The sequence below is a fragment of the Pseudomonas sp. ADAK7 genome, assembly GCF_012935675.1.
In the GTDB taxonomy this organism is placed as follows: domain Bacteria; phylum Pseudomonadota; class Gammaproteobacteria; order Pseudomonadales; family Pseudomonadaceae; genus Aquipseudomonas.
Map to the genome: position 1 here is coordinate 2,636,244 of NZ_CP052861.1, position 12,636 is coordinate 2,648,879.

Below are 12,636 nucleotides of genomic sequence, written 5' to 3' on the forward strand. Positions count from 1 at the left end.
GATGTCGCGACTTAACGAACCCGACGCAGGTAGCCGTCCGGTGCCACGGTAATCAGCAGTTTGTTGTGCATCTGCTGATCGATCTCGAAGTCCTGGTTCTCTTCCAGGTATTTCCACACGGCGGTTTTCGGGTTGTCGCCCGGGCCCCATGGACGGTCCGGGAAGAAGTCGGCCGGCATGTCTTCCACCACGGTGTCCATCACCACGCAGTAGCTGTCGACGGAAACCAGGGGTGCGTAGAGACGCAGCTCTTCCAGCACGTGATCGTGGGTGTGGTTGGAATCGAGCACCAGGATGACTTTCTTGCCTTCGGCCGCGGCGCGAACCTGGGCGGCGATCGCCGGGTCGATGCTCGAACCCTCGATCATCTTGATGCGCTTGCTCATCGGGTGGCTTTCGATGGCTTCGCGGTTGTGCGGACGGATGTCCAGGTCAATGCCCAGGACTTCGCCGTGGCCTTGCAGCTCCAGCAGGGATGCGTAGTAGATGATCGAACCGCCGTGGGCGATGCCGCACTCGATCACCAGGTCTGGCTTGACGTTCCAGATGATCTCTTGCATCGCCATCATGTCTTGCGGCAACTGGATGATCGGACGGCCCATCCACGAGAAGTGGTAGCTGTACTTGTGCCTGGCCGATTCGTTGAAGAAATCCCGGGCCAATTGGGTGACTTTCTGGTCATCGGCCTGACGGGCGATTTCGGCCTGGCATTCGGCTTCGAAGGCTTTATGGATGGTGTTGTCAGTCATTTTATAAGTCTCAATAGTCACTGGAACGAAGCGCTGTCTACGGCGTGATAGACGTAGCGTCCACCGGTCATCCGCTTGATTTCTTCGAGGTAGTTGGAGTTCATCACAAACAGGTTGGCGCCCTCGGGCAGACCGTCCAGGGCCTCTTGCGGAGAGGACACACGCACCCCGCTCAGCGGCAGGTAACGCCCCTGCTTGGAGGGATTGATGTCGACCACATGCTCGACGGTCACACCGGCGCGCTGCAGGAAGAGCGAATAGATCACCCCTTTGGACGAGGCGCCCCAGATGCCTGCGGCCTGACTGCCGCTGGCCTGAATGATCTGCACCGCGCGACCGATGCTGGCGGTGAAGTTGTCCGCGAGCGTGAGCAGACGCGGCGACTCGACCGGGGTGCGGCGCAAGGTCGAGAGGTCGGCGACGATGTACAGGTACTGACCGCCAAACAGGTGCCCGGCCTCGTGCACCGTACCGAACAGCCCGCGCAAGTCTGCGAGACGGAAGTAGTTCACATGCTCGTAGAACACGTCGAACCAGGCGTTGTGCTCGACGATCCAGTCGAAGCACGGCACCTCGATGTAAATCTGCCCGCCCTGGTTGGCACTGGCGATGTCGGCCAGGAAACTCACCGGGTCGCTGATGTGTTCCAGAACGTGACGCAAGACAATCGCGTCGGCATTCAGCCCCAACTCTTGAGTGAAAGGCGCCTTGATGACTTCGGCGTTATCACCTTCGTAGGAAGGGTCAATACCCGTGATGGCATAACCCAGCCCGCGCAACATCTCGAGGAAATAGCCTTTGCCGCAACCGACTTCAATCAGGCTTTGGCCTTTGAAATGATGAGCGAGGATGGCCTCGACATCATTCAAGTGCTGCTGGAACTGCACCGAGTGGGCCTGTTCGTTTTGGTAGTCGGCGTCGTAGCTGAGTTTGCTGGCGTCGAACGCCTGGTTGAAGATCAGCCCGCTCTGGCTGTCCTGCACCAGCACGATATCGGCGCTGCCCGACGCCTGGGCCTGTTCGGCGCTGGCAAACGTACGGTTCTGCAAAACCGGCAGCCCGCTCACTCGATATAGCTCACGCTGCATGTTCTTCTCCTGCCAGTTGCGAAATCCGCTGGGCCACGCCCCAGAACGCCATGGGTTCATGGGCGGAGTAACCGTAGTGCCCCAGATTCAGGGCGATGGACGCTTGACGCTGACGCACATGCTGTTCAACCAGTGCCCTGACGGACACCGGTTGCCCGCTGCAGCAATTGATGACGCCCGCGACATCGCGACGGCCGATGAGCGCCGCCAGCAAGCCGGCGGCCTGGCTGATTTCCAGGTAGTCACGTAACTGGTCGCCCGCCGACATGTTGAACTGCGGATCACCGGCGTCGATGGCCCGGTCGAGGCTGGCCAACAGACTGTTGGGGTTCTGCCCCTCGCCGTGCAGATAAAACAGTCGAGCCCATTGCAAGGTGAATGGACGCTCACGCTGCAAGGCTTCGAGAAACAGCCGCAAGGTGTGTTTGGCCAAGCCATAGGGGGTGTTGGGTTGCGCGGCCACCGCCTCACTCAGCGGACCACTTTGCAGCCCGTACTCGAAGCAGGTGCCGGTGACCAGCACCTGGCTGACGCCCGCCTCGATCACACGCTTGAGAAAGGTGTAATCCAGCGGCAAGTTGCGCTCGAAATGGAACAGCGCCTGATAGTTCGGCAAGCCGGTCCAGGCCAGGTGGGCGATGACGTCGATCCCCTCGGCCAACGCCGCCACATCCAGGTCCGGGTCCTGGATATCCGCCGCGACGAATTCCACATCGTTAAACCATGGCAACACACGGGCGGCTTCGAGGTTGCGTGAAACCGCGCGCACCTTGAAACCCTTGGCGAGCAACGCGCTGACCAGATGCCGGCCGACGAAGCCAGTGGCCCCCGTGACCAACACGTTCATCGCGCGGGCCGTCACAGCTCGACACCGCGGAACGTCTCGTCCAGCAGCGGATGACTGGCATCCTTGGCCGACAAGTTCTTGACGGGCAGCGGCCAGGGAATAGCCAGCGCGGGATCGTTGACCGACAGGCCGGCTTCATGGGCCGGTGCGTAGTCCGCATCCGTGAGATAGAGCACTTCCGAGTCTTCGGTCAAGGATTGAAAACCATGCGCGAAGCCCGCCGGGATCAACAGGCTGCGCCCGTCGTCGGCGCGCAGTTCTTCAGCGTGCCAGTGCAAATAGGTAGGCGACTGCGGACGCAGATCAACCACCACATCCCAGACCGCACCGCGCACACAGGTAATCAATTTGGACTCTGCAAACCCGGCTTTTTGATAGTGCATACCGCGAACGCTGCCTTGCTCGGCGGTACGCGAATGGTTGATCTGGCGAATCGCGAACGGCCGGCCCTGGGACGTCAAACTGGTCTGGCAAAACAAACGGGCAAACCGGCCGCGATCATCACAGAACACTTTCTGCTTGATCAGAAACAACCCTTCCAGCTTCAGCGCCTGGAGTGTGAGCTCGCTCATGACCGATCCTTGTAGAGATTCAATTGATTCAGGGTGACCGCGCGCATGTCCTCGCCATTTTTCCAGGCCAGGTGCCAGTCCAGCGTCTGTTCAAGGCACTGGCGCAGTGACCAACTGGCGCGCCAGCCCAGCAATTGCTGCGCACGGCTGCTGTCCAGGCGCAACAGGCCGGCCTCATGCATGTCGCTGGTTTCTAGGCGCACGCCCGGTGCCTGTGGCCAACGACTGGCCAGGCGCGCGACCACTTCCCCGACTGTGCACATATCGGCTTCACCGGGACCGAAGTTCCAGGCGCCAGCGAACACCGGCCCCTGGTTATATAAGCGCTCAGCCAGCAGCAGGTAACCGGCCAACGGCTCCAGCGCGTGCTGCCACGGCCGTACCGCTTGCGGGTAGCGCAAGGTAACGGGCTCGTTTGCCGACCAGGCCTTGAGCACATCCGGGATCAGCCGCTCCGGTGCGAAGTCACCGCCGCCCAGCACATTGCCGGCACGCGCGGTCGCCAGGGCCAGCCCATGTTCGTCATAACGATCAGCCGCAAAGAACGAAGCGGCGTAGGACTGCGCCAGCAATTCGCAGCAGGCCTTGCTGCTGCTGTAAGGATCATGACCGCCGAGGGCTTCGTCTTCGCGGTACGGCCACAGCCATTCCTTGTTGGCGTAGACCTTGTCGGTGGTCACCAGCACACAGGCACGAACACTGCCGACCTGGCGAATCGCTTCGAGCAGGTTGAGGGTGCCCATGACATTGCTGGAGTACGTGCCCAGCGGGTCACGATAACCTTCGCGCACCAATGGCTGGGCGGCCAGGTGCAAGACGATCTCTGGCTCGGTGTCGGCGATCACCTCAAGCAAGGCGCCCAGGTCACGCAGGTCGCCCCGTTGATCGTTGATGCCTTCGTGTACCCGCGCCAGCTCAAACAGGCTCGGCTCGGTGGACGGATCAAGGGAAAACCCGCTGACCTCGGCACCGAGGCTTTGCAGCCACAGGGTCAGCCAACTGCCCTTGAAACCGGTGTGGCCGGTGACCAGAACCCGCTTGCCACGCCAGAACTCCGGGCTCAATCCCATTGCTTCCATGGGGCCTCCCCGCTCTGCCACAACGCCTCAAGGTGATTTTTGTCACGCAGAGTGTCCATCGGGTGCCAGAAGCCGTCGTGCTGGAAGGCCTGCAATTGTTCTTCACTCGCCAGCGCCGTCAGCGGTTCGGCTTCCCATGAGGTGTGATCGCCCGTGATGTAGGGCAAAACCTTGGGCGAAAGCACAAAGAAGCCGCCATTGATCCAGCCACCGTCGCCGCGAGGCTTCTCGGTGAAGCCCAATACCGTGTCGCCGTTGCGCTCCAGGGCCCCGTAGCGTCCGGGTGGCTGGACCGCCGTGACGGTGGCCAGTTTGCCGTGGGCCAGGTGGAAATCCACCAGAGCGCCGATATTCAGGTCCGAGACGCCGTCGCCGTAGGTGAAACAGAACGCCTGTTCATCCTCCAGGTAGCGCGATGCACGACGCAAACGCCCGCCGGTCATGGTTTCTTCACCGGTATCGATCAGCGTGACGCGCCATGGCTCGCTGTAGTTCTGATGAACATCCATGCGGTTGTTGCGCATGTCGAAGGTGACGTCGGAGGTGTGCAGGAAATAGTTGGCGAAGAAGTCCTTGATCGCGTAGCCCTTGTAGCCAAGGCAGATCACGAAATCGTGGATTCCGTGCGCGGAGTACTGCTTCATGATGTGCCAGAGAATTGGCTTGCCGCCGATCTCGATCATCGGCTTGGGCTTGAGGTGCGACTCTTCGCTGATTCGCGTGCCCAGACCACCCGCCAAAATAACTGCCTTCATCCTCTTCCCCTCTTGTTCGTCACAGGGCCCGGCCAAGCTGTATCAAGCTTTTGCCGGCCTTCTGGATAAAACGCTCAACGCCGCTGTACGCACTGCCCGCTACGGCGCAAGTGCTCGTTTTATGGCGATATGGAGGGGGACTTGCAGGAAACGCGCCAGCTCTGTGAGCCAGAAAAACGCGAGAAGATACCTCAGAGCCTGGCTGAAACGAAAAAAGGGAACCCGATCAGTCATGACCGGATTCCCCTCTCGGTATCGCCTGAACAGCCTTCAGATGCACAAGGCACTGAAGGCTGATGGCCGAGGATGTTTAGCCAAACATGCTGAACGCATCCGCGTTAACCGGCAGGACGTCGCCATTGGCCGCCTGGAAGTTCTCGATGGTGTTGGAGCCTGCATACCAGTCCTGCAGTTTCACACCATGGTCAGGCACTTCGGCCTGGCTATCCAGGCGACTGTAGAGAAATAGATCATCGCCTACTCGCAGGAGATTCAGGTCGGTGGCGCTGGCGACGTTGTTCAGTACCAGTGTGTCGCCCGTGACATTGCTGCGGCCATTATCAAGGATTGTCACCAGGCTGCTGGTGTTGATGATGTAAGTGTCGTCACCGTCACCCCCCTCGAAGGTGACGCCGCCGATGGACGTGGTGAACGTGTCGGCCCCGAACGAACCGATGACTTTTTCCACATGGGTCAAGGCGTCAGCGCCGGTACCTGGCTCGCGAAGGTTGATGTTCAGCGCATCGCTGGACCAGGAATAATCCACGGTATCGAAACCGGCCCCGCCATCGATGCCGATCTGCAGGTCAATCGCCCGGAAATGGTCGTCATAGTTCGAGCCAAGCACCCGCTCGATACCAGTGTAGGTATCCCCCGCCGCAGCGCCGGTGCTCAGTTGCCCGGCTATCAGGTCGACCGTTAAACCTTCGGTACTGTCGGCATAGCTCGCGGTGTCCAGACCAGCGCCGCCGATCAAGTGGTCGGCGCCTTCGCCGCCCGACAGCACGTCGTTACCCGCGCCGCCGGTGAGGGTGTTGTCGCCGGCATTGCCATGACCGGTGAACGAGCCCTTACCGGTATAGGTCAGTGACTCGATGTTGGCGTCCATGGTGTAGGTAGCCAGGCCGGTGCGAATTTCGTCGATGCCCGACCCGAAACCCTGCTCGGAAATCGTGACGCCGGGGGTGTTGATCACGTAGGTGTCACCCCATATGGTGCCGATGACGTGCTCGATGTTTTTCAGCGTAACGCCTTCGGCGTCGCCGCCAATGCCAGGCTTGCCCGTGCCGTTACGGATATCGAGGGTGATGCCCTGTTCCGACATCGAGTAATCCACCGTGTCGAAACCTCCGGCACCGTCCAGCGCCTTGAAAGCGCCACCGGCCATGATCACGTCGTCGTGATTCGAGCCACGGATCGCTTCGATATCGCTGAAGGTGTCGCCGGTGGCGATACCGGAGGTGTAAGCGCCGTACTTCAGATCAAGGGTCAGGCCCTCGGCGCTGTCGGTGTAGCTCGCGGTGTCCCACCCTGCACCACCGATCAACTGGTCGGCACCGCCGCCACCGAGCAACACATCATTGCCCGCACCGCCAGTGATCACGTTATCGCTGGCATTGCCGAACCCGGTGAATTTGCCGGTGCCGGTGTAGGTCAGGCGTTCGATGTTGGCATCCAGGGTGTAGCGGCTCTGGTTGGTCAGTACCTGGTCGTCATAGCCGCCGGCCCAACCGCTCTCTTCAATGATGTTCGTGCCGCCGGCATTCACGATGTAGGTGTCGTTGCCCCGTCCGCCTTCAAGGGTCCGGCCGGCCAGCGTGGTGGTGAAGGTGTCATCGTAATCACTGCCAATGACCTTCTCGATATTCTTCAGCGTATCGCCTTGGGCATCGCCGCCGATACCGGGCAGGCTGACGCCGCTGCGCAGGTCGATGTTGATGCCCGCCGACGACCAGGCGTAATCCGCCGTATCGAACCCGGCGCCACCGTCGAGCATGTCCGCGCCGGCACCGCCGATCAGTACATCATCGCCGCGCAGTCCATTGATGACGTCATCCTCACGCGTCCCTATCAGCGTATCCGTGCCGTTTGTACCGTTAATAACTGCCATGTTTTCTTCCTTGCCTTGGTGTGAAAAAACCAAATCCTTGGGCAACTATCGACCGCTGAAAACCAAAGCTTGAACCCGCAGGCAAAAAAAAGGCGACCCAGGGTCGCCTTCTTTTCAGGAACGGATTGGAACGATCAGTCTTCCAGCCAGCCGTTCTCCCAGTAACGCAGATTGTCGCCACGCAACACGTAGTCGCGCAGGACGATTTCACGCAATTGGTCGCCCATGCGGTAGCTGGCGTCCGGGTCGGCCAGGTGCATGCGGATCGCTTGCAGCCACTCATCCGTGGAGTTGGTCTTGACCCGTGTGCACGGCAGATACCCGCGATAGGCTTCGGTGTCGGAACAGATCACCGGGAAACCACAGGCACCGTACTCCAGCAGGCGCAGGTTGCTCTTGCAGTCGTTGAAGATGTGGAACTCCAGCGGCGCCAGGGCCAGGTCGAGGTTCAGGCTGGCCAGTTTCGCCGGGTAGTTATCCAGCGGGATCACGCCATGGAACTCATGCATGTACGGCAGCAAATCGTCCGGGCACATACCGAAGAACACCCAGTCGACCTCATTGGCCAGTTCGCGGACCACGTCCGCAATCACCGCCAGATCCCCGTGGTGACTGGTGCCGCCGCCCCAGCCGACCCGAGGTTTCTTCGAGGTTCGGCGCTGGCTGCGCATATCGCTCCACAGGTGTTTGGCCAACATGTTCGGCACCACGCGAATGTCGTGATGCATGTCCGACAAGGCGTTCGCCAGCGGTTCGGTCGACACCACGACGCGATCGCACATCGCGATGGCGCGCCGTACCAGACGCTCCATTTCATCCCTGTTCGGCATGTTGCGGATATGCGCATTGCGATGGGGAACGTCGATGACATAGTCATCCAGTTCGTAGATCCGCCGGGCGTTGGAGAACATTTGCAGCGGCGCCACTTCATTGATCGAGCCTTCGGAGTAGCGCCCCTGCAGGATGATAACGTCCGGTGACTGACGCTCGATTTCAATGATCGTCGGCATGTTGTAGTGAATGCGGCCCTCGGCCCTGCCCGCCTCTTCCAGCTCGATCATCGGTTGTGTCACACGGTAGTGACCGATGGCCGAGGCATTGAGCGGCAAGGCGAGCACATTCGGCAGCTGCGCCTTGGAAAACGGATTCCATCCGGTGCGCAGGCCGGGTTCAAGGCTGAAGCTCGAACCGCCGACACCGTGCAACGAAAGATTGACGTTGTAGGCCGGATCACGGGCGACGATCGGCAACCAGCGTTTGTAGAACACGTCCTGTTCCTGGCCACGCAACACCTGTTCACTCTCTTGTGCCACGGCGGCCGGGCGCGCGCCCAGCGCCAGTCGGGCAAAGGGTGTCCAGACGATCAGGTAGCCGTCCTGGCCGATTCGCAGGCACAGGTCCACTTCGTTGAGCGTCAGGGCGAGGTTTTGCTCATCCAGTCCGCCCACCGCTTCAAACACCGCCTTGCGGACCATCAGGCAATCGCCGCCGACCGCACTCAAGTCATGGGCGACCTGCAACCGGAACATATACCCCGCGGCCTGCAGGGATTCACCGTAAAACGGTACGCCGGCCGGCCCTTGCAAGCCCAGGATCAGCCCCGCGTGCAATACACACCCATCCGGGTTGAACAGTTTGGCACCGACCACGCCGACTTCCGGGCGCTGGGCGTGATTGAGCATTTCGTCCAGCCAGTCGCCCTGAGTGATCACGGCGAAGGGATTGAGCATCAGGACGTAGTCGCCCCTGGCCTGCCCTACGGCGAAATTACGCACCGCCGCGGCATTCCCCTGTTGCGGATAAGTCAGTACACGAATTCGCTCGCTGCACAACTGCGCCATGCCGGCCAGCCAGGCAAGCGCTTCGGCGCTCTCGCTGCCGTTATCGACCAACAACAGTTCGTACTCGGTGTAGACGGTCTTTTCCAGCAAGGTTTCTACGCAGCGCTGCAAGGCGAGGTGCTGATCCTTGGTGACGATGATGATCGACACCAGCGGCCGGTTTTCATGGTGATAATCGACACGGTTGAGCAGGTCGGAGCTGCCGCTGCGGATGTCATGGGCGATGCCCAGGCGTTGCAGATGCGCCTCCAGCAACCGGGGATTGTTTTCCACCACTTCAGGTTGGGACAGCCACTTGGCCAGATCGAACGCCGACTCCAGCAACACCTCTGCAATATGCCCGACCACTTGCGGACCGTCATTCTCGACCATGCGCCAGAGCACATCGTGAGGGGCCAGTTCGGCGAACTCAGGATCGAATCCGCCCAGCGCCAGGAAACGCTCACGCTCAAAAGCCAGGGCTCGCCCGACATACGGGTAGCTGCGCATCAGGTCCAGGTTGAAGTCAGGTTTGAATGCAGGTTCCGCCGACTCTCCCTGACGCAAGCTGCCTTCGTCGCTGTACAGGCACGTCAGCGAACGCGAGAGCGCAATCCGGTCGGCCATGGCCAGCAAGGCTGGCGCCACCAGTCGATCACCGGCACGCAGCAAGTAAAACCAGTCGGCACCGTCCAGTTGCGGCAGCAGTTCGTTGATCTGCGCCAGGCTGTCATCTTGCAGGGGCAAGCGGAACACCCGCTCATCCAGCTCAGCCTCGGTGCATGAGGCGGACAGCACCAGGGTCAATTCAGGCGCGTAGTCTTGCGCCGCCAGCGACTGCAAGGTCAGTTCCAGTGCCGAGCGGCTGCCCTGCTCATCGATGATGATCGGCACAATCTTGGGCGTACGCGGCCAGCTCGCCAGAGTGTCCGGCAGCAGTTTGCGTTGCCCTTCGGTCAGGGCACGACACGCCAGCCATTGCGCGTAAAGGTCGGCAAAGCTGACGCTGTCAATGCCGACGCGCCATGCCAGGTTGCTCTGCTTGGTGCCCAAGGTCCGGCTCAAGGGCAACTCTTCCCAGACCCGCGGCGATTCGTCTGCCCGGACCAAGGGCATATAGCGAATCCAGCCAGGCGCCGGCGCGGACTCGCCGTTACGCGCCTTGAGCATCTGCGTGACCCATTCGCGCTCGGTTTCAACCGCATCTTTGATCGACTGCTGGGCGCTCAAGCGCTCCGGATACAGACGCTCGACGCTGAGCACATTGTTGGACATCACCAGATTGCCGCGGCGCAGCAGGCACACATACAGAGCAAAATCGAGGGTCGCCACGAAGCAATGACCCGGCTGGGTCAGGGCTGGCAACAACTCCACCACGTCGGCGCGTCGGAACAGGGCATTGCTGAGGCCGCCGAGGATATTGACCGGGAAGCGCTCGAAAATCCCCAGCAGGTCATCGCCCTTGAACAAACCGCTCACCGGAGACAGCGAAGTGTTTTCCAGGCGCTCCGGCAAGATCATGTCGTCAGCGTCCCAGAACAAACGCTGGGCCAGTACCAGGCTCACCTCTTCACGCGACATCAACTCATGCGCCTGCTGCTCGATGCACGCGGCAAACAGATGATCGTCATCGCACAGAAACTTGATGAACTCACCCTGCGCTTCTGCCAGACAAGCCTGCAGGTTCCCGACCATCCCCAGGGTCCGCGGATTACGCACGTAGTGCACGGCAACACCGGTTCGTTCCGATACGGAATTGACCGCCTCTTCGATTTCAGTGCCACGGCTGTCGTCGCAAACAATGATTTCGAGATTGCCATAGCTCTGAGTCACGGCACTGTGCAACGCCCGACTGAAAAAGCGCGGATTGAAGGCAGGAATGACAAGGCTGACAAGAGGGAGTGAATTCACGGCGGACTCGCAGGCGGCGCGAGCTCGCCCAGAAAAGCGAGCCCTTTGAACCGCGGAAAAAGACAGTAGAGATGGGGCGGTCAGGTCACCGGGCGCTAGCGCGCCCGGCTACCGTCAGATCTTGTTGAACAGGCCCAGCGACGTGATCTTGCTGAACGCCAGTTGCGCGGCTTGCAGCATGGTCTGTTGCAGGGTCAGGCGCGTCATCACTTCGGCCGGATCGGAGTCGCGAATCGATCCCTGGGTGGCGGTATTCGCCAGGGTCAGACTCTGATTGGTCGTGGATTGGTCATCCAGCGACTGACCGCGGGCACCGATCGAAGTGACGGCCCTGCCCAACTGGTCGCTGGCGCTGCCCAGATTCGCGATGCCCGATTCCATGGCCGCCTGGAATTGCTGCTTGGCGACGGTGTTACCGTCGATCGGCAGGCTCATGGCGGCGGACATTTTGCTCAGGGTGTCGAGCACATTCTGGGTCTGGTGATTGTTGGACTGCACGGCGAACTGGTCGCCGGCGGCCGGTGCGCCGCCGCCCAGGGCAAACGTCACGCCTGCGGCGGTGGCCGTGGCAGGAGGCCCGGCAACCACGGCGCCCGACGACACGGGGCGGCTGTCGGCAGTCACTGGCGCCGCGTACATATCGAAGGCGGTGGCGCTGGTGAACTTGATAATCGCCCCGCCCGTCGGGAAGGTGCTGTTGTAGGCGGTCGGGTCCGTCACGGTGGAGCCGGTAATGACGGCGGTGGACGGGTTACCGGCGCTGCGTGTGGCGTTGAACGTGTCCGGCTTGGCTGACAGCTGGAAGCTGTGACCGGCAATAACCGTATCCGCCACATCACCCGCCTTGAGGTTGATGTTCAGGTTCAGGTCGACACCCCGGAAACTAACCGACTGGTTGGCGCCGTTGCTGTTGCTGATCACACCGTTCTGGCTGGCCTCGGTCGTGACATCGTTACCCAGCGCATCCGTGATTTTCAGCTGGGTGCTGCTGAGGAAGCTGACGGTGTACGGCTGGCCGTTGGCAAACTTGGCGTCGTAGGTGGCGCTGGTACCGACCTGGCCATTGGACAGGATCACGCGACCATCATCTACCGCCGGTGCGGTCATGGTGGTCTGGGTGCGGCTGGTATTGATGGACTGCTGGAACGCGTCCCAGCCCGTGGTGTTGGTCGCCACCGACAAGCCATCGCCAATGCCCAGGTTGATGCTGCTCTGGTCACCGTTGTAGGTGTAGGTGCCGTCGGAATTCTGCGAGTACGGCGCGGTGTCGGTTTTCGAACCGGCGAACAGGTAATTGCCGCCCGAATCCTTGGAGTTCATCAGGCCCAGCACTTGCTGCTTGATCTCGTTCAACTCCGCGGCATAGGCCTTACGGTCGTCGTCGGTGGCAATGCCATTGTTGGCACTGAGGGCAATTTCCTTGGCGCGCTGCAACGCGGTACCAATGGAGTCCAGGGTGGTTTCCTGCAGGCTCAGCGCGCTCTTGGTCGTGCTGATATTGCCGCTGTACTGGCTCAGCATCGCGCTCTGCTGGCCCAATTCCAGCAAACGCCCGGCCCCCAGCGGATCATCGGCGGCGGTGTTGATGCGCGTCAGGCTGCTGGCTTCGTCGCTGGTCGCGATCGCCTTGTTGAAGTTGCGCTGATAGTTGGCAGCGGTTGTCTCGTAATACTGGGCGGTAGCAATGCGCATGAATTACGACTCC

At 60.9% G+C, this 12,636-nt stretch carries 9 protein-coding genes; all 9 read right to left on the minus strand.

Annotation, left to right across the window (positions count from 1 at the left end; translation table 11 throughout):
* Window positions 1-11: 11 nt before the first annotated feature.
* Window positions 12-749 (minus strand): cephalosporin hydroxylase family protein, encoded by a 738-nt coding sequence (locus HKK53_RS12350; protein WP_169371044.1) that lies wholly within the window; start codon window positions 747-749, stop codon window positions 12-14.
* A gap of 17 nt (window positions 750-766) precedes the next feature.
* Complete coding sequence (locus HKK53_RS12355) at window positions 767-1,837, minus strand: class I SAM-dependent methyltransferase (protein WP_169371045.1); 1,071 nt, start codon at window positions 1,835-1,837, stop codon at window positions 767-769.
* The gene (locus HKK53_RS12360; RefSeq protein WP_169371046.1) at window positions 1,827-2,684 is read right to left on the minus strand and encodes an NAD-dependent epimerase/dehydratase family protein; all 858 of its coding nucleotides are present in this window, start codon (window positions 2,682-2,684) and stop codon (window positions 1,827-1,829) included. The genes HKK53_RS12355 and HKK53_RS12360 overlap by 11 nt, the downstream gene beginning before the upstream one ends.
* An 11-nt stretch (window positions 2,685-2,695) precedes the next feature.
* Window positions 2,696-3,256: a dTDP-4-dehydrorhamnose 3,5-epimerase gene (gene rfbC / locus HKK53_RS12365; protein WP_169371047.1), complete on the minus strand. Its 561-nt coding sequence runs from the start codon at window positions 3,254-3,256 to the stop codon at window positions 2,696-2,698.
* The gene (gene rfbG, locus HKK53_RS12370) at window positions 3,253-4,335 is read right to left on the minus strand and encodes a CDP-glucose 4,6-dehydratase (protein ID WP_169371048.1); all 1,083 of its coding nucleotides are present in this window, start codon (window positions 4,333-4,335) and stop codon (window positions 3,253-3,255) included. The genes rfbC and rfbG overlap by 4 nt, the downstream gene beginning before the upstream one ends.
* Window positions 4,317-5,090, minus strand: coding sequence for a glucose-1-phosphate cytidylyltransferase (gene rfbF / locus HKK53_RS12375; protein ID WP_169371049.1), 774 nt, complete (start codon window positions 5,088-5,090; stop codon window positions 4,317-4,319). The genes rfbG and rfbF overlap by 19 nt, the downstream gene beginning before the upstream one ends.
* A gap of 310 nt (window positions 5,091-5,400) precedes the next feature.
* Window positions 5,401-7,200, minus strand: coding sequence for a calcium-binding protein (locus HKK53_RS12380; protein ID WP_169371050.1), 1,800 nt, complete (start codon window positions 7,198-7,200; stop codon window positions 5,401-5,403).
* A 134-nt stretch (window positions 7,201-7,334) separates the two neighbouring features.
* Window positions 7,335-10,931, minus strand: coding sequence for a glycosyltransferase (locus HKK53_RS12385; protein WP_169371051.1), 3,597 nt, complete (start codon window positions 10,929-10,931; stop codon window positions 7,335-7,337).
* Window positions 10,932-11,045: 114 nt separating this feature from the next.
* Entirely contained in the window at window positions 11,046-12,623 is a 1,578-nt protein-coding gene (locus tag HKK53_RS12390) for a flagellar hook-associated protein 3 (protein WP_169371052.1), read from the minus strand.
* Window positions 12,624-12,636 lie beyond the last annotated feature (13 nt).

Bases quoted from the DNA above. Each gene is read 5' to 3' on its own strand.
- rfbC (WP_169371047.1), bottom strand. From the start codon at position 3,256: ATGAGCGAGCTCACACTCCAGGCGCTGAAGCTGGAAGGGTTGTTTCTG.
- rfbF (WP_169371049.1), bottom strand. From the start codon at position 5,090: ATGAAGGCAGTTATTTTGGCGGGTGGTCTGGGCACGCGAATCAGCGAA.
- HKK53_RS12390 (WP_169371052.1), bottom strand. From the start codon at position 12,623: ATGCGCATTGCTACCGCCCAGTATTACGAGACAACCGCTGCCAACTAT.
- HKK53_RS12380 (WP_169371050.1), bottom strand. From the start codon at position 7,200: ATGGCAGTTATTAACGGTACAAACGGCACGGATACGCTGATAGGGACG.
- HKK53_RS12355 (WP_169371045.1), bottom strand. From the start codon at position 1,837: ATGCAGCGTGAGCTATATCGAGTGAGCGGGCTGCCGGTTTTGCAGAAC.
- HKK53_RS12350 (WP_169371044.1), bottom strand. From the start codon at position 749: ATGACTGACAACACCATCCATAAAGCCTTCGAAGCCGAATGCCAGGCC.
- HKK53_RS12360 (WP_169371046.1), bottom strand. From the start codon at position 2,684: ATGAACGTGTTGGTCACGGGGGCCACTGGCTTCGTCGGCCGGCATCTG.
- rfbG (WP_169371048.1), bottom strand. From the start codon at position 4,335: ATGGAAGCAATGGGATTGAGCCCGGAGTTCTGGCGTGGCAAGCGGGTT.